15 protein-coding genes are annotated in these 17,190 nt (G+C 58.1%); 11 read left to right on the forward strand and 4 right to left on the reverse strand.

Annotated elements, in window-relative coordinates:
• Positions 1 to 26 precede the first annotated feature (26 nt).
• The 3 genes from relA (at position 27) to K325_RS0104815 (ending at position 3,593) form a co-directional block, all read left to right on the forward strand.
• Positions 27 to 2,264 (forward strand): GTP diphosphokinase, encoded by a 2,238-nt coding sequence (gene relA / locus K325_RS0104805; RefSeq protein WP_029653131.1) that lies wholly within the window; start codon positions 27 to 29, stop codon positions 2,262 to 2,264.
• Positions 2,261 to 3,100: a nucleoside triphosphate pyrophosphohydrolase gene (gene mazG / locus K325_RS0104810; RefSeq protein ID WP_029653132.1), complete on the forward strand. Its 840-nt coding sequence runs from the start codon at positions 2,261 to 2,263 to the stop codon at positions 3,098 to 3,100. The genes relA and mazG overlap by 4 nt, the downstream gene beginning before the upstream one ends.
• Positions 3,101 to 3,248: 148 nt before the next feature.
• Positions 3,249 to 3,593: a hypothetical protein gene (locus tag K325_RS0104815; protein WP_029653133.1), complete on the forward strand. Its 345-nt coding sequence runs from the start codon at positions 3,249 to 3,251 to the stop codon at positions 3,591 to 3,593.
• A 63-nt stretch (positions 3,594 to 3,656) separates the two neighbouring features.
• Here the strand turns inward: K325_RS0104815 and K325_RS0104820 are convergent, their stop codons facing one another.
• On the reverse strand, positions 3,657 to 3,893 hold the full coding sequence (locus tag K325_RS0104820; RefSeq protein ID WP_029653134.1) for a hypothetical protein: 237 nt from the start codon (positions 3,891 to 3,893) through the stop codon (positions 3,657 to 3,659).
• Positions 3,894 to 3,996: 103 nt separating this feature from the next.
• Between K325_RS0104820 and ppc the strand changes: the two genes are divergently transcribed.
• From ppc to K325_RS0104850, 6 genes are all read left to right on the forward strand, one after another.
• Entirely contained in the window at positions 3,997 to 6,642 is a 2,646-nt protein-coding gene (ppc, locus tag K325_RS0104825) for a phosphoenolpyruvate carboxylase (protein WP_029653135.1), read from the forward strand.
• Between the two features lie 61 nt (positions 6,643 to 6,703).
• Complete coding sequence (locus tag K325_RS0104830) at positions 6,704 to 8,074, forward strand: HDOD domain-containing protein (protein WP_029653136.1); 1,371 nt, start codon at positions 6,704 to 6,706, stop codon at positions 8,072 to 8,074.
• Between the two features lie 232 nt (positions 8,075 to 8,306).
• Complete coding sequence (adk, locus tag K325_RS0104835; protein ID WP_029653137.1) at positions 8,307 to 8,960, forward strand: adenylate kinase; 654 nt, start codon at positions 8,307 to 8,309, stop codon at positions 8,958 to 8,960.
• A gap of 33 nt (positions 8,961 to 8,993) precedes the next feature.
• Positions 8,994 to 9,695: a tRNA (adenosine(37)-N6)-threonylcarbamoyltransferase complex dimerization subunit type 1 TsaB gene (tsaB, locus tag K325_RS0104840; protein WP_029653138.1), complete on the forward strand. Its 702-nt coding sequence runs from the start codon at positions 8,994 to 8,996 to the stop codon at positions 9,693 to 9,695.
• A 154-nt stretch (positions 9,696 to 9,849) separates the two neighbouring features.
• Entirely contained in the window at positions 9,850 to 10,158 is a 309-nt protein-coding gene (locus K325_RS0104845; protein WP_228128384.1) for a UDP pyrophosphate phosphatase, read from the forward strand.
• Positions 10,158 to 10,994 carry a class I SAM-dependent methyltransferase gene (locus K325_RS0104850; protein WP_029653140.1) on the forward strand — a complete coding sequence of 279 codons (837 nt, stop codon included), beginning with the start codon at positions 10,158 to 10,160 and terminating at the stop codon, positions 10,992 to 10,994. The genes K325_RS0104845 and K325_RS0104850 overlap by 1 nt, the downstream gene beginning before the upstream one ends.
• Positions 10,995 to 11,012: 18 nt before the next feature.
• On the opposite strand, the gene plsB is transcribed toward K325_RS0104850, so the two are convergent.
• Positions 11,013 to 13,484 carry a glycerol-3-phosphate 1-O-acyltransferase PlsB gene (gene plsB / locus K325_RS0104855; RefSeq protein WP_029653141.1) on the reverse strand — a complete coding sequence of 824 codons (2,472 nt, stop codon included), beginning with the start codon at positions 13,482 to 13,484 and terminating at the stop codon, positions 11,013 to 11,015.
• 139 nt (positions 13,485 to 13,623) lie between these two features.
• Here plsB and nudC point away from each other — a divergent pair, with 139 nt between their 5' ends.
• Both nudC and murI read left to right on the forward strand, forming a co-directional pair.
• Positions 13,624 to 14,460 (forward strand): NAD(+) diphosphatase, encoded by an 837-nt coding sequence (gene nudC / locus K325_RS0104860; protein ID WP_029653142.1) that lies wholly within the window; start codon positions 13,624 to 13,626, stop codon positions 14,458 to 14,460.
• Positions 14,453 to 15,298 (forward strand): glutamate racemase, encoded by an 846-nt coding sequence (murI, locus tag K325_RS0104865; RefSeq protein ID WP_029653143.1) that lies wholly within the window; start codon positions 14,453 to 14,455, stop codon positions 15,296 to 15,298. The genes nudC and murI overlap by 8 nt, the downstream gene beginning before the upstream one ends.
• On the opposite strand, the gene K325_RS0104870 is transcribed toward murI, so the two are convergent.
• Positions 15,276 to 16,283 (reverse strand): DUF2156 domain-containing protein, encoded by a 1,008-nt coding sequence (locus K325_RS0104870; protein WP_029653144.1) that lies wholly within the window; start codon positions 16,281 to 16,283, stop codon positions 15,276 to 15,278. The genes murI and K325_RS0104870 overlap by 23 nt on opposite strands.
• A 47-nt stretch (positions 16,284 to 16,330) precedes the next feature.
• Positions 16,331 to 16,984 carry a class I SAM-dependent methyltransferase gene (locus K325_RS0104875; RefSeq protein WP_029653145.1) on the reverse strand — a complete coding sequence of 218 codons (654 nt, stop codon included), beginning with the start codon at positions 16,982 to 16,984 and terminating at the stop codon, positions 16,331 to 16,333.
• Positions 16,985 to 17,190: the final 206 nt, after the last annotated feature.

Consider the following 17,190-nt stretch of genomic DNA (forward strand, 5'->3'; position numbering starts at 1 on the left):
CGAAAAAAAACGGGTAAATCTCTGCCATGGTAAAAGTTCGGGAAGACTATTCGCTCAGTCACGATGGTGAGGTCGATGTCGACCGCTACGTGCAGCACATCGCTGACCAGACCCATCTTGAGGAGCCGGGCCAGTTGCGGCACGCCTGTGAGATGGCCGCGCAGATCGCGGTGGAGGCTTTCCGGGAAGACCGGTTGTGGGCGCCGGGTGCCAGTAGTTTTCGCACGGGACTTGAAATGGCGCAGGTGCTTGCTGAGCTGCACCTTGATCAGGCCAGCCTGGTCGCCGCCGTGCTCTACCGGGCGGTGCGGGAAGAGAGAATCCCGCTGGAGAGGGTTCGCAAGGAATTCGGGGATGAAGTGGCTGGCCTGATTAACGGCGTACAGCAGATGGCGGCAATTTCATCCATTCACCACCCGCTCAAGGGCAATGTTCTGGGGCAGAGTGAAGGCCAGCTGGATAATGTCCGCAAGATGCTGGTGACGATGATTGATGACGTGCGGGTGGCCCTGATCAAGCTCGCGGAGCGTACCTGTGCGATCCGGGCCGTAAAGGACGCCCCGGAAGAAAAACGCATGCGAGTGGCCCGCGAGGTGTTCGATATCTACGCCCCTCTGGCTCACCGGCTGGGCATCGGGCATATCAAGTGGGAGCTGGAAGACCTCTCTTTCCGATACCTCCATGGCTCGGCGTACAAGAAAATTGCCAGGTTGCTGGATGAGAAACGGTTGGACCGGGAAGGCTATATCCGCCGCGTTATCGATACGCTTCAGACCGAGCTGAAAGCCTCTGGTATCAAGGCGGACATTACCGGTCGCGCCAAGCACATCTACAGTATCTGGCGGAAAATGCGCCGCAAAGGAATTGATTTCTCCCAGGTGTATGACGTCCGGGCAGTGCGTCTTCTGGTGCCGGAAGTCCGTGACTGTTACGGCGCTCTCGGTATTGTGCATACGCTGTGGCGGCATATCCCCAATGAGTTTGATGACTACATTGCCAACCCGAAGGAAAATGGTTACCAGTCTTTGCACACCGCGGTGATTGGTCCGGAAGGCAAGGTGATGGAGGTGCAGATTCGTACCCATGCCATGCATGAGGAGGCAGAGCTGGGTGTGTGTGCCCACTGGCTCTACAAGGGTACCGATACCCGGAACAAGTCCTCGGGCTACGACGCCAAGATCAACTGGTTGCGTCAGGTCCTGGAGTGGCAGGAGGAACTGGGCGACATCTCCGGATTGGCAGACCACCTGAAAACCGATGTGGCGTCAGACCGGGTGTACGTGTTCACTCCCGAAGGCCATGTGGTTGACCTGCCGCAAGGTGCGACCCCGGTGGATTTTGCGTACCGGGTGCATACTGAGATCGGCCATGCCTGTCGCGGGGCCCGGGTTAACAGTCGGATAGTTCCCCTGACCTATCCGCTCAAGACGGGTGACCAGGTATTCATTCTGACTTCGAATAACCCGGCACCAAGCCGGGACTGGCTCAACCCGAGCCTTGGCTACATCCAGACGTCCCGGGCCCGGGCCAAGGTCACTCACTGGTTCAAGCAGCAAAACCGGGATCGTAACATTTCGGATGGGCGGGCAATTCTTGAGGATGAGTTCAGGCGGCTGTCGTTGTTTGACGTAGACCTTGGGGAACTGGCGTCCCGGGTGAACTACCACAGCACCGATGACATGTTTGCTGCGATCGGGGCCGGAGACTTGCGGCCTACCCACGTGGCCAACGTTGCTCAGCAACTGCTGGAACCCCAGTCTGAACAGTTGGACCTTAAACTGAGCCCGGGCCGGAAGAAACCCTACGATACCGAGTCCGACATCCAGATTCTGGGCGTTGGCAAACTGAAGACTCAGGTGGCCAAATGCTGCAAGCCGCTGCCCGGGGACCCGATCGGGGGCTACATTACGGTGGGGCGTGGGGTAACCGTTCACCGTCAGGATTGCCTGACCTTCCTGAACCTTCAGGAGTTTGAGCCGAACCGGATCATCGAGGTGAACTGGGGGGGGCAGCCCGCGGCTGTCTACCCGGTGGACATTGAGATTGAGGCTTATGACCGCTCGGGGCTGCTTCGGGACATCACGCAGGTTCTGTCGTCTTCCCGCAGCGATGTTTTGTCCCTCAATACGGTGACCAACAAGGACGAAAACACCGCGACGATGCGAGTGACTGTGGAAATTTCAAGCCTCGAGCAGTTGGCACGCTTGCTGGCCCAGATTCGTAACCTGCCAAACATCATCGACGTGAGGCGAAAGCGCGGATGAGTTATAGCATCGAAGACCTGAAGCTACTGATGGCGAGGCTCCGGAACCCGGACGATGGCTGCCCCTGGGATACCCGGCAGACGTTTGAGAGCATTGTTCCGCATACCATCGAAGAAGCTTACGAGGTTGCTGACGCGATTGAGCAGAAGGACTACCCGCACCTGAAAGATGAGTTAGGTGATCTGCTGTTTCAGGTGATTTTCTATGCGCGAATGGGGGAGGAGTCGGCCTACTTTAACTTCGACGACATTGTGGATCACCTGGTCCGCAAGCTGATCCGGCGTCATCCTCACGTTTTTCCGGAAGGTACGCTGGAGAGCCGGGTCGATCCGGATCACCGGCCCAGTGAGGCCTGGATTAAAGAAAGCTGGGAGCGAATCAAAGCCGAAGAGCGGGCCGAAAATCCCGCACCCGATGCTGACGCGAGCCGTCTGGACGGGATCGCCCGAACGTTGCCGGCGATGGCCCGGGCAGAGAAACTGCAACGGCGCGCCGCCCGACACGGATTTGACTGGCCTGATATCGGGCCGGTGTTTGACAAGCTGCACGAAGAAATTGATGAACTGAAGGAAGCCTGGCGGATGGCGGAGGCCGGGTCCGGAGACCTGGATGCTGTTGAAGATGAGCTGGGCGACCTGTTGTTTGTCTGCGTGAATCTGGCACGTTTCCTGAAGGTGAATCCGGAGCAGGCCCTGAAGAGGACGAATCACAAGTTTGATGCCCGGTTCCGTGCGATCGAACGGGTGATGGCCAAAGAAGGGCGTAATCTGGATGAGGAGCCTCTCGAAGCGCTGGATGCCGTGTGGCAGAGCGTTAAAGGGGTGGAAAGAGAGTAGCGGGTTGGCGCCGACAACCGTCGCTGATAGGTACAATCCGTTACCAACTTTCCATCACCGGTGGGTGATTCTTCGTCTACACTTCCGAGAATGGTTGCACTAAAAAAGTGCATCGTGCCATCAAACAAGATGCAGGAGTGAAGGCACCATGAAGATCAAAGATCTGGTCAAACACTGGGACAAGCATGGTCGCGGCAGGCTGACCCGGGACGCGGCTTACCTGTCGTTATCTGACCAGCATCATGAGCGTCTGCAGAAGCTTGCGGCGATGTACCCGATGAAGTCCACTCAGGATCTGATGCGTGATCTGATCTCTGCGTCCCTGGACGAGCTTGAAACCGGTTTCCCGTATGTGCAGGGGGACAAAGTGGTCGCCTACGATGAAGATGGTTTTGAAGTATACGAGGACAAGGGGCTGACGCCTCAATTTGTCGCCCTGAGCCAGAAACACATCAAGCGCCTCAAGGCCCGGCAGCTCGAATCCGTTGCCTGATTTTCCATAGTCTTCGAATTCCCAAACAGAAACGCCGGGCTTAGCCCGGCGTTTCTGTTTGGATCAGGATTTCTTCTGCTCCGCGAGACGGTCTTTCAGTGGTGCCTGACTGATCAGGTCGTCCAGAGCGGCGGCGATCATGTCGTTGAGAATGTCCGTTTCGCTGCGGTCCGGGTAGAGTTCCGCCAACGCTGCAACCCGGGCCGCATCTTCCAGCGGCAGGCGCAGGTTGTACTCATGGCTCCGCTCCTGAGCCTGTTTTTCTTTTTCCCAAAGTCCGGGCAGTTCGGTCACTTTCATATCAGCTCCTGGGCGAAGTGGTTGAATCGTCAATAGACTTCCTGCGCTGCTCCCTAGTATCGTAAGTTTAGAATGTTTCCGTCAATTCAGAAGGAACCCCACCGTGACTGAGCTGCATCCGGATCTTCGGGAAAACGTACGTTTACTGGGCGATTTACTGGGACAGAGCATACTCCGGTTTCCCGGGCAGGATTGCTATGATCGCATTGAGGAAATGCGTGCCGCCGCCAAGGCTGACCGCCGCCAGGAGAGCGGGTCGGGCCAGCGTCTGGTGAACCTGCTTGGCCAGCTCAGCGATGATGAGCTGTTGCCGGTTACCCGCGCGTTTAACCAGTTTCTCAATCTTGCCAATCTGGCGGAACAGTACCATGGCATTCGCCGGAAACAGGGGCATGCTTCCGATTTGATGGTGGAGTCTCTGGGAGATGTGTTCGAGCGCCTGAAAGCCGGAGGTGTGAATCCGGAAGAGCTGCATCGGCGGGTCGCGGACTTACGCATCGAGTTTGTCCTGACCGCGCACCCAACGGAAGTGGCGCGGCGTACGTTGATACTCAAGTACGATGAAATGTCGGATTGCCTGTCCCGTCTGGACCACGACGACTTGCTTCCCGGTGAGCGGGATGACGCAGTTGACCGGCTGTCCCGGCTCATTGCCGAAGCCTGGCACACGGATGAAATTCGCCATGAGCGCCCGACTGCGGTTGATGAAGCCAAATGGGGGTTTGCGGTGATTGAGAACAGCCTCTGGCAGGCGCTGCCGCAGTTTCTGAGGAGCCTGGATTCGTCGCTGACTGAGGCGACGGGAAAGGGCTTGCCTTTGCGGGTATCCCCCATCCGGGTAGCATCCTGGATGGGCGGCGACCGTGACGGTAACCCTAACGTCACGCACGCGGTTACCCGGGAAGTGTTTCTGCTGGGGCGCTGGATGGCGGCAGACCTGTACCTGAGGGATATTCGCGCGTTGCGTGCCGAGCTGTCTATGTGGCAAGCCAGCGACGAACTCCGGGCACAGGTCGGGGATGTCAGAGAGCCATACCGCGAGGTGCTGGCGGATGTGAGGGACCGCCTGATAAGAACCCGGGAGTGGGCCGAAGCCAGCATCAAAGGGGACGTCGCAGACAGCGCCGGTATCCTGTTTGAGAATGATGACCTGACAGCACCACTGGAGCTGTGTTACCGGTCACTGGTTGATTGTGGTCTGGAGACCATTGCCAACGGGCCGTTGCTGGATACGATTCGGCGGGCCCACACGTTCGGCTTGCCCCTGATTCGGCTGGACATCCGTCAGGAAGCCGACCGGCACGCTGGGGCTGTTGCAGAAATGGTGAGCTATCTGGGGCTGGGGGACTATTTGTCCTGGTCGGAACCGGAGCGCCAGGCGTTTCTGGTTCGTGAGCTTCAGGGACGCCGGCCGCTGGTCCCCCGAAACTGGAATCCATCCGAGTCCGTGCGCGAAGTGTTGGCCACCTGTGAGGTGGTTGCCCGTCAGACGCCGGAAGCCTTGGGGTCTTATGTAATCTCGATGGCCAGCAATCCCTCGGATGTATTGAGTGTCATTCTGTTGTTGCGGGAAGCGGGCATGACGTTCCCCATGCGGGTGGTGCCGCTGTTTGAGACGCTGGACGATCTCAAAGGGGCACCGGAGAGCATGGCCGCGTTGTACGAAGTGGACTGGTATCGGGAGTATTGCCAGGGCCGTCAGGAGGTCATGATCGGATACTCCGATTCCTCCAAAGACGCAGGGCAGTTGATGGCGGCCTGGGCTCAGTATCAGGCACAGGAAAAACTGACGGAAGTGGCGGCCCGCTACGGGGTGCACCTGACCTTGTTCCACGGTCGAGGTGGCACCGTTGGCAGGGGCGGTGGCCCGGCCAACAGGGCGATTCTGTCGCAGCCGCCGGGTTCGGTGAACGGCAGCTTCCGGATTACCGAGCAGGGCGAGATGATCCGTTTCAAGTTTGGGTTGCCGAGGCTGGCGGTCCAGAGTCTGACGCTGTACACCACGGCGGTGATCGAAGCCACACTGGCACCGCCTCCGGCACCAGAACCGTCCTGGCGTGAAGCCATGGATTGGCTGACTGAGCGGTCACTTCAGTCCTATCGGGATGTGGTTCGGGGGAATCCGGATTTTGTGCCGTATTTTCGACAGGTGACCCCGGAAACGGCCCTTGGCAAGCTTGCCCTCGGAAGCCGGCCCGCCAGGCGCAAGCCTAGTGGTGGCGTAGAAAGCCTGAGGGCTATCCCCTGGATCTTTGCCTGGACTCAGATGCGCCTGATGCTGCCAAGCTGGTTGGGGAGCGATGTGGCGCTGGAGGAGGCTGCCAGGGCCAATCGTTTGCCGGAGTTGAGGGAAATGATGCAAGGCTGGCCATTTTTCCGAACCTACGTAGACATGCTTGAAATGGTGCTGGCCAAGGCGGATCTCCGGATTGCCAGCTACTATGAGCAAACTCTGGTTGAGGATGAGAACCTGCGGGCCTTGGGGCAGAAGCTTCGCGACCGGCTATCGGGGTGTATTGAACGGGTGCTGGAGCTCAAACAGCAGCAATCCCTGCTTGAGCAGGAGCCCGTTTTTGCTCACTCCATGAAAGTACGGAACCCATACACAGACCCGTTGCATTATCTTCAGGCCGAGCTGTTAAAACGGGATCGGGAAAGTGAGGGCTCGGGAGAGGTGCCAGACAGGGTTGAGCGAGCTCTGAAAGTGACCATGGCGGGCATTTCTGCGGGTATGCGTAATACCGGTTAATATGCATAATATCGCCGGGGCGGGGCAGCCCCGGTCCCACAGAATCAAAGGAGTCATCCCGTTGGCATTGTCGGAGAGGCTATCGCGTTTTCTGGCCCGAAAGGGCATCACCTACCAGCACCTGGAAACGGAAGCCGTGGCCAACCTGGATGCGGCAGTACTGGCTTCGGGAAAACCTCAACACGACTTTATCCGTGCGACCCTGCTGATCGATATCAATGGGGTGGTCATGGCGGTCCATCGTTTCGACAGCACTCTGGATATGGACGCACTGCACCAGTTTACCGATCGTCGCTTGCAGCCACTGACGGCGCGTCAGACCTCCCGGTTGTTTGCTGATTGCGACCCTGGCTTCGTGCCTCCCGTCGGAGCAGCCTGGGACCTTCCCGTTCTGATTGATGACGATGTGATTGCGGCGGACCGTGTGATTTTCTCGGGTGGAACGGATCACAGTCTGGTCGAGATGGACGGACGTGCTTTTCGTCTGGCTCAGGCCGGTGCCCGTAAGGGGCGGCTGGTTATCCGGGGGCAGGGCAGTGACGATCGGGATGCGGTGACACTGGACGATGTGGCCAACAAACTGCAAAAGCTGTATCGGTTGCCGCCCATGCCAGCGCTGGCCCTGCGCATCCTGCGCCTGACAGCGAATACCGAAGCGACGGCGAAGGAACTGGCGGAACTGATTGAATTTGACCCCAGCATGACCGCACAGATCATGCGTTATGCCCGTTCGGCGCTGTTTAACTACCCGGGGCAGATCAACTCGGTTCAGGAAGCGGTTACCCGGGTGCTTGGCTTTGATCGGGTAGCGCACATTGCTCTGGGGATTGCGTCGGTCAAGGCGTTTGATGTGCCCCGGGCCGGGCGCCTGGGAATGGACAACTTCTGGCGTCACTCCCTGTATTGCGCGTTCCTGTGTCAGAATCTGGCCGCCTATTCTGGCCGGGACAAAGGCCTGGCCTATCTGTGCGGGTTGTTGCACAACTTCGGGTTGTTGCTGGTGGGGCATCTGTTCCCGTCGGAATTTGAAGAACTCAACACCCTGCGTGAGATCAACCCGGATGCGAGCATGCACTCACTGGAGCAGGAAGTGTTTGGTCACAGCGAGCGGCAGGATATTCTGGCGGTGGGCCATGGCGCTATCGGCGGGATTCTGCACCGCTTGTGGCAACTCCCGGAGGCAGTGATCAAAGCAGCGGGTATGCACCAGCATATCGGCTACCAGGGCGAGGATGCAGACTACGTTCAACTGGTTCAACTGGCCAATGCGCTCCTGAAAGAGCGTGGTATTGGCGACGAATTCAATCAGGATGATATTTCCGCTCTGATGGAATCCCTGGGGCTCCGCGCCGATGTGCTGGATCAGGTTCAGGCCGAGATTGATCAGGTGGCCTCAGACCTCGACCTGCTTGCCTCTTCCCTCGCTTCCTGAAGACTCCGCGAGTGTCTCTGGTCCGTGATTCAGCGCCCGGATACTGGCAGGGTTTCTGATAATGATACAGAGGTCGACTTTCTCTGCCCGGGATGAGTTCGTATAATGCGGCGTCGATTTCTGACGGGCCGGCCTGGCTGAAGGCCGTTTCCACCCGAGAGGTTTTCGCAAAGGCAGAGGTCTTTGCCATAACTTTTCAAACGATAATATAAAGCAATGGGAGCACAACGTTATGCGTATCATCATGTTAGGCGCGCCAGGCGCGGGTAAGGGCACGCAAGCCCAGTTTATTACCGAGCGTTTCGAAATTCCCCAGATTTCTACTGGGGATATGCTGCGCGCGGCCGTCAAAGCCGAGTCTGAGCTGGGGCTTCAGGTTAAAGAAGTTATGGCGTCTGGCGGGCTGGTTTCCGATGACATCATCATCGCGCTGATTGAAGAGCGTATCCAGCAACCGGATTGCAAAAACGGTTTTCTGCTGGACGGCTTCCCCCGCACTATTCCCCAGGCCGAGGCCCTGAAAGACCAGGGGATTGCTATTGATTATGTGGTCGAGATTTCGGTGGAAGACGAAGAAATCGTCAGCCGCCTGTCTGGCCGTCGCGTTCATGAAGGCAGTGGCCGCATTTACCACGTTAAGTACGATCCGCCCAAGGTGGAAGGCAAGGACGATGAAACTGGCGATGCGCTGATCCAGCGTGAGGACGACAAGGAAGAGACCGTACGCAAGCGTCTTGAAATCTACCATGAGCAGACAGCACCGCTGGTTGGTTTCTACCAGGACTGGGCGGGTAAGGCTCCGGCGGAGGCGCCCAAGTACGTGCGTGTTGAGGGTTTAGGCAGCCTCGACAGCATTCGGGACCAGATTCTCTCTCAACTCAAGTAATCGAAAACGGAGCGGCCCCGGAGGCGTAATTCTGTGAAACTTCTGGCACTGGATACTTCATCCGAAGGTTGCTCCGCCGCTCTCTGGCTGAATGGCCAGGTAACGGAACGTTTTGAACTGGCCCCCAGAGGCCATACCCGCCTTCTGATGCCCATGGTCCGTGAGTTGCTCGCGGAGCAGGGGCTGGCGCCTTCAGACTTGGATGCACTGGCCTTTGCCAGAGGGCCTGGGTCCTTCACTGGTCTGCGTATTGCAACCGGGGTGGTTCAGGGCCTGGCCTGGGGGCTGGATATTCCGGTGGTACCCGTGTCCTCGCTGGCGGCTGTGGCTCTGTCGGCCATTGAAACCCATGCCCTGAAAGACGGTGACGGCATTGCCGTAGCGTTTGATGCCCGGATGGGCGAGGTCTACTGGGGCGTATTTCGTTGCGAATCAGGGTTGCCAGTCCTGCTTGGTGATGAGCGGGTGTGTCCGCCAGAGGCCGTGTCCTTGCCTGTAAACGGCGACATGCCCTGGCATGCCGCAGGCCAGGGCTGGTCACTGAAGGCGCAGATGCCCAGCGAGCTTGTTGAACGAATGTCCGTGATTGATGACACGCTGGTGCCCTCTGCGGCGCAGGTCGTCCGTTTGGCGGAGCGGGGCATGGCAAATGGTCTTGCCGTAACCGCAGAGCAGGCCCAGCCTGTCTACATCCGGGACGAGGTTGCCTGGAAGAAATTACCCGGGCGGGCCTGAATCCGCCGGCTTTGCATTCCTCCGGAGATACTCCATAATGCCAGGAGACCCGATACTCTTACCTTGGTAGTGCCTTATGATTGGCGGCATAAGTCCTTCAAATCCATCGCTGTACCCATCTGGCGGCAACGCTCAGGCCAGGGAGCGTTCGGATGTGTCGCGAGCGCCTGCCGCGGACCCTCAGGCTCTGGCTGCCGGTGAGGTGCGCCGCCCGCTGGGTGCTCCATTTCTGGATCGTGAAACGGTACCCGCTAATCCGACGTCGACTGGCGCAGGGGGTGAGGCGGACAACCGGCGTGTTGACGCTCGCCGTGCAGCTGAAGACGCCCGTCTTGAACGCTTCCGTGCGGATGAATTACCACTGCCTACGGCACGGGCCCTGTCAGCTTTCGCCGGGGTTGCTGCAGCGGGTCAGGAATACGAAGGTAGCGCTGTTCTGACCGGGATTGATATTCTGGTCTGATGTCGTCATCTCCCTCTCATACCAAAACACATCCATGCTCTCACCTGGGCAAGAGTCTGGCCGTTGGTCACAGCCCGTTGGCGGAGCCGGGGGTGGCGCGTGCGCTGGCCAACGATCTGGGCCTTGACTGGCTAGGCGTGACCAACCCGAAACAGGTTCGGGATTATGGTCTGCTATTGTTCGTAGATGAGCGGGGTGTGGCCCTGCAGCAGACCGGCAAAGGGGCACCGGGCCCGGTCAGAGCTGAGTTTGTCAGTGGCAAGATGGGGTATCGACGTGAACACGGCGGTGGTGCCGGCCAGCTGGTTGCCCGGGCTGTCGGGTTGCACAAGACCCGGACCCCACTGCAGGTGCTGGATGCAACGGCGGGCCTGGGTCAGGACGCCTTCGTACTGGCCTCTCTGGGCTGCGAGGTGACGCTGTTCGAGCGTAACCCAGTGATACATGCCTTGCTGGCTGATGGCCTTTATCGCGCCGCCATGAACGAAGCCTGTGCGCCCATTATTGCGAGAATGACGTTGCACGCCGGAAGCTCTGTGGACTGGATGGCTCAGGCGGGCCCCGGCGCGGTGGATGTGGTCTATCTGGACCCGATGTTTCCGCACCGGGACAAATCGGCCCTGGTAAAAAAGGAAATGCAGGTGTTCCGCCAGGTGGTTGGCGACGATGACGACGCTGGCAGCCTGCTGAAGACTGCTCTGACCTGCGCCCGTTACCGGGTTGTGGTCAAGCGGCCCCGCAAAGCCCCCGCGGTCGACGGGCCAGACCCTGCGACGCGGGTTGAAGGAAAAAGCAGCCGCTACGATATTTACCCGATCCGGGCACTGCCAGCCTGAGCGGCTGGCCACCCGGTATCAGGCATCCAGCATGGTGACCTGTTGGATGGCCTGGCGCTTCTCGACGCTCAGTACCAGGCGGGCATCCTCCGCCACATCATCAAGCCCATCGCCGTAACACAGCCTGCCGTCCTCGTCGGTGCTGAGCACGCCGTCCTTCTGCATGTTAGCAATGAAGTTTCGGAACAGGGTCTTATCGAAGAACTCCGGGGCGTTCAGACCGAACAGAATCGACATCCGCTCTGCCATCAGAGTACTTTGTTCTTCCAGCTCGGCGGCCGTCAAATTCCCGGAACCGTACTTTCTGAGAATGCCCAGAGTAATGTGGTAACGCTCCAGGGTCTGGATGATGAAGCGGGACAGAATTCGTGCCCTCAGCATGGCCTCTGTGCCTTCTTCTGGTCGTCCCAGACGTTCGTCATCCAGCTCTATCAGAAGCCCCTGTGCCACCAGAACGTCAATCCAGTCGTTGATCACGGTATCGACATTTTCCTGGTCGTACTGGAGGAAAAGTTCTGATTGCAGGTAGGGGTAGGCCACACTGGTCAGGAAAACGATCTTGTCCCGGCTCAGGCTGGTTTTGTTTTCGAACAGACTGGCGATCATTGCCGGCAGGGCGAACAGGTGCTGAATGTTGTTTCGATAATAGGTCATCAGGATGGCGTTGGAGCCTTCCAGAGCAATAATGTCGCCCAGTTTCTGTGGTTGGCGTGTAACCAGCCCCATGTTCTCACAATAGGCTATCCAGTCTTTACCACTGCCATCCGGCAGGGTCATGGTATCGGCGTAGGGGTTGGCCCGGAGAAGATCTGCGTATTGGTCCAGCAGCCGGATCAGCTGGCCTTCGTCCATGGCCAGCCGCTCAGTGCCCAGAAGTACTGTGGCCGTCAGGCCGATGGGGTTCACGGCCACGGACGCGTTGATGTTGCTGGCAACGCGCTGGGCCAGGTTATCTACTGCCTGATTGAGCCAGGAAGGCCGGTATTCCGCATCGTAAGCTTCGTGGCGCCAGCTGTCGTGGACATCATCCAGTACTTGGTCCAGATGAATCGGTTTGCCAAAGTTCACTGCGACGCGCCCGAACGAATTGGTCAGTTTGCGGGCGGTCTTGGCCAGGCCAAACACACTTTCTTTCTGCTTTTTCTTGCCCCGAAGCTCGCCGAGGTAGGAGCGGCCTTCCATCACTTTCTCGTAGCCGATGTACACCGGTACAAAAACAATCGGTTTTCGGTGATCCCGCAGAAAACTGCGAACCGTCATGGCCAGCATGCCTGGCCGGGGCGGCAACATACGCCCTGTGCGTGATCGCCCGCCTTCCACGAAATACTCAACGGAATACCCCCGGGTAAACATGACATGCATGTACTCATTGAAGACCGTGGCATAGAGCGGGTTGTCGCGAAAACTCCGACGCATGAAGAAGGCGCCGCCCCGACGCAGAATGGGCCCGACCACTGGCATGTTCAGGTTAATGCCCGCGGCAATGTGAGGGGGCATCAGGCCGTTCTTGTAGAGCACATAAGACAGCAACAGATAGTCAATATGGGAGCGGTGGCAGGGCACGTAGACGACGGCGCTGTCCTGCGCGGCTTCTTTGGCAACCTGCACGTTGTTGATGGCGATGCCGTTGTAGATCCGGTTCCAGAGCCAGGCCAGAACCAGCTCCAGAACGCGGATGGTAACGATCGACATGCTGGCCGCAATCTCATCGGCGTATTTGTAAGCTTTGGCGCGCACCTTTTCTGGAGGAATGTCATCCTTGGCGGAGGTTTCGCGGATGGCCTCTTTGACGGCCTGGGTCCGCAAGAGTCCCTCAACCAGCGTCCGGCGATGGGAAAGGTCTGGTCCCAGCACGGCCTGGCGTACCCGGCGGAAGTGCGTGCGCAGAATCCGGGCCAGCTTACGGTTGGCCTTTTGTTCGTTATCCCTGTATTCGTCCACCACTTGCTTCAGTGACAGAGGCTGGTTGAACTGAACATAGGTGTTGCGACCATGGACCAGAATGATCAGAAACTTCTGGAGCCGGCCGGCAACAGACCAGGTGTCTGAGAGCAGCAGTTTGACCAGGGACTTTTCTTTATCTGGGGAACGGCCCCAGAACAGCGATACTGGTACGATCTGCACATCCTGTTCCGGATGTTCGAGACCAAAATGGACCAGATCGGTGAACTCTGTGGTCGGCACCGGCTTGTGACGGCCACCTCGGAATAACCCGCCAATGCGTTTGTAAAGGAAGAAGAACGAGTGGGACCGGCCATTTTTTACCGGCAACGTCTCGGTTGCGCCAGGCAGACGCGCGCGGATGACTTCCTGTTCCAGCACCAGACGGCTGGAGAGTGAACTGTACTGAAGGACGTAGCAGACCGGCTTCTCCGGATCCAGCCCGAGGGCTTCCAGGGTGTTGCCACTGACATCGGTCCTGACCCACAAAAACAGGATCTTTCGGAAAAGAGACAGGATCAGGCTGCGAATACCCTGATAAAGCCGCATAAATGGTTACTCCGGTCCTGGAAACAGGCGCCAAGTTTAACGGGTTGGAGCGGTAGCGGAAAGTCGTGTTCAGATTCTTGGTGCTGAATGTGATGTGTTACATTGCCCGGATAGTATCCCGGCAGCAAAAAGGCAGAACATGACCGACAACCGTGCAGGATGGGTTCCCGGGTGGAGCAATCAAGCCCCCCGTGACGGAGATCTGGTACTGGCGTTTTCAGCAAATGGCATTCTTAAGCCGGTTCAAGGCTGGTTTCTCCGGTGGGGAGGGCCAGAGATGGGGGCGAGCCGCCCGGAAGCGCTGTCGCTGGGTTTCTGGGAAGAGCAGCCCTTGTTTGTCACCATGCTTCCGGATACCGGGCTCCCCGGCATGCAGACGGTGTCTCTCCGGGATGCGATGTTACAGACCCCGGATGCGCCGTCGGACCTTCTGAGCACCGGTTACCAGATCTGGCAGTGGTGGCAGGATCACCGCTATTGCGGTCGCTGCGGCGAGCGAACGGGGCCCCACCCGAGTGAGAGAGCGCGCTGGTGCCAGCGATGCAACATTCCCTGGTACCCCCGGATTGCCCCTTGCATTATTACGGTGATTCGGCGAGATGAGCGGTTCCTGCTGGCCAAATCCTCAAGGGTTACCCGCAATTTCTACAGCCTGATTGCCGGGTTTGTGGAACCCGGTGAAAACCTGGAGCAGGCGGTTGCTCGCGAAGTGATGGAAGAAACCGGGCTCACTGTGAAGAACATCCGTTATCAGGGGTCCCAGCCCTGGCCCTTTCCTCATCAGTTGATGCTGGGTTTTTTCGCTGATTATCAGAGCGGCGAACTTCAGTTGCAGGAAGACGAGCTGTCAGACGCCGGATGGTTTACCGTCGAGGCGCATCCGCCGGTGCCCCCGGACACCACCATTGCCGGGCGCCTTATTACCGCGATGAAAGCCGAGATTGCTGCTCACCCGGGAGGTGGCAGTCGTGGCTGAACGTCGCCCCAGGGTTCTGGTGTTTGATTCTGGCGCGGGGGGGCTCAGTGTTGCGGCCTGCATCCACAGGGCGCTGCCGGGTGCCGAACTGGTCTACCTTGCAGACAATGCCGGGTTTCCATACGGCGACAAGCCCGGGGGGGTGGTGATTGCTCGTTGTTGTTCTCTCATCCGGCAATGCCTTGTGCAGTTTCCTTGCGATGTGGTCGTGGTGGCCTGCAATACCGCCAGTACCGTAGTGTTGCCTGAGCTCCGGGCGATGACAGACGTTCCCGTGGTGGGAGTGGTGCCGGCGGTAAAACCGGCGGCCGCCCGATCCGGTAACCGGCGAATCGGCCTGCTGGCCACGCCCGCAACCATCAAACGCCCCTATCTGGATGAACTCATTCAGGAGTTTGCCCGGGATTGTCAGGTGGTCCGGCTGGGGCACCCGGCGCTGGTCCGGTGGGCCGAGGAACTGGTCGCAGGGCAGGCGCCGGACCAGGCCTTGATGGATGAAGCACTGGCGCCCCTGAAGGAGGCCGGTGTCGATACCGTGGTGCTCGGATGTACCCACTATCCGTTATTGTTGCCCTGGTTGCGCAAGGGCTTGCCAGATGTGCGGCATTGGGTTGAATCCGGAGAAGCCATCGCCCGACGGGTGGGTTACTGGCTTGAGCAGGCGGGGACGTTGGGCGTCGCGCAGACCCCGATGGCTGATGCAGGGCCGGTGGTGGCCTGTGCCTGTTTTTCCGGAGGCGCGCCCGCGGATCTTCCCCTGTTCATGGCAGAAATGGGGATTGCAGTTGATCAGGTGGCCGATGGCTGGCCCGGTGTTACAGCAACCGGGTCAGTTTGAACATGGCAAGGAACTCCAGAGCGGGAATTGCCCGCTTATGGCAGCAGTAGGTTTTGAAGCCGTCTCCGCGGAATCGCGATTTTGTAAACTCCAGGCCTTTGAAGTTATAGAGGAAGTTCCCTTTCTCGTAGATGCCGTGCATCAGGCTTTTGAGCAGCCGGCTCTCCTGATGTTCGGTTGCCTTGTCGAGGGACAGCGGTATTAAACCGAGGTCCAGAAATGGGACGCCTTCGGCTTTGAATACATCCATGGCATGCGCCATCAGCGTATAGAAAATCCCCTGACGGAAGTCCGCGTTGGCCCGGGAGATGTTGGGGACATAACTGATGATTTCGTTGTTGCGGTAGATTGGGTCAAAGTAGATAAACCCGACCGCTTTGCCATCCTGATACGCGTAGAAATGTCGTTCGTTCTCCCGGTAGTCCATTTCCATCGGCCGGATCAGGAAGCGGATCTCGTTGCTTTTGCACTTGCGGGTGCGAATCCACGCCTCTGAAATCTCCCGGGTGTGGTCATCGCTGAATCGCTCCCTCACGGTAATGCCGTTCTTCTCAGCCTGGTTCAGGGCGGTTCTCAGGATCTGTTTTTTCTTTCCGCTAAGGGTCCATTTGTGCAGATCGATCCGGGATTCGCTGCCAAACTGAGTACCGTAGAGGCCAAAGCGCAGATGGAGGAAGTCCACCACGGGTTTGGAAACCTGAATGTAACAGGCGTTGGGAAACTTCTGGTGGAATCGTTCCAGGATAACGGGAAAACGGTCAGGCGCACAGACCGGGTCTGAAAGGACAAAGGTGCCACCCCATTTGCGCATGTAGGCGATGTAGCCGACCCCTTCAACGTCGAAATACTGCATGCCCGGTTGCAGGGTTGAAAAGGACTGCGAGTGGACACCGTACTGCTTTAGGTAGTTTACCCTTTCGGAGAACGTGAACTGGCCTTCTGCAAGCCTCTGGGTACGGTCCAGTGCAAGAATCTGATCGGACATAATGATGCTCCCGATAACCTGTTATTGTTGTGTTGCTGTCAGGGCGTTCAGGCCTGTTTGCGGCCAAGAATGGACCAGTAGCAGTCCATATTCAGAAGTTTGAAGTGCTTCTTGTCAGTGACCTGAAGACCCAGGCGCTGCATGTGCTCGGGATAGTTGTAAATCTTGTGGAATGCGTTGTTGGCAAACAGCCAGAAGATGAAGACGGCCATGTACCAGTAGAGCTTCTTGAAAAGTCGGGAAAAGAGGTTGCCTGTGGGGTAGCAGAAATCGCCCACCACGACCCGGGCGTCGGCCTTGCCCAGCCGGATCAGGTGCTCAAGTACTTTGACCATCATGTCTTCATCAAACACATTCAGGAAAAAGTTGGCGACCACCATGTCGTAGTGCTCAAACTCCTCCAGCTTCATGATGTCGCTATGAATACGGCGAATGGTGAGTTGGGGCGCTTCTTTCTGCTGGGCATCGGCAAACTTGCGCAGCATGGTTTCCGAGAGATCCACCACCGTGACATCGGCGCCAAGTTCGGCGGCCCGGATGGCATCCCGGCCATGTCCGACGCCCGCGAATAAAATCCGGTCGCCAGGTCTCACGGTTTCGACATCAAGCATCGCGGTTTTGCAGCGATGGATGTTCTTGCCGCTGTACAGGTTGCTGAGAAAATCGTAGACGGGGCCAATATACTTGTACTTGTCGCGCATGATGCTGCCTTCTTCTTGTTCCCAGGTTGCCCGCCACCGTTATTGTGATTGTTGCTCCGACTATTTGTCGGACATTCCGGTGATCGGTTACTGATAAATCGAGCTTAGAGAAGGGAGGGGGTGAAAGATGTGCAGTACTGCGCATTTCCGGATACACAAAGTAACGCAAGGATACACTTTGCAAACCGGGTCAATGTTTTTTATCG

Origin of the sequence: Marinobacter daepoensis DSM 16072, from assembly GCF_000421165.1 — a bacterium.
GTDB lineage: Bacteria > Pseudomonadota > Gammaproteobacteria > Pseudomonadales > Oleiphilaceae > Marinobacter > Marinobacter daepoensis.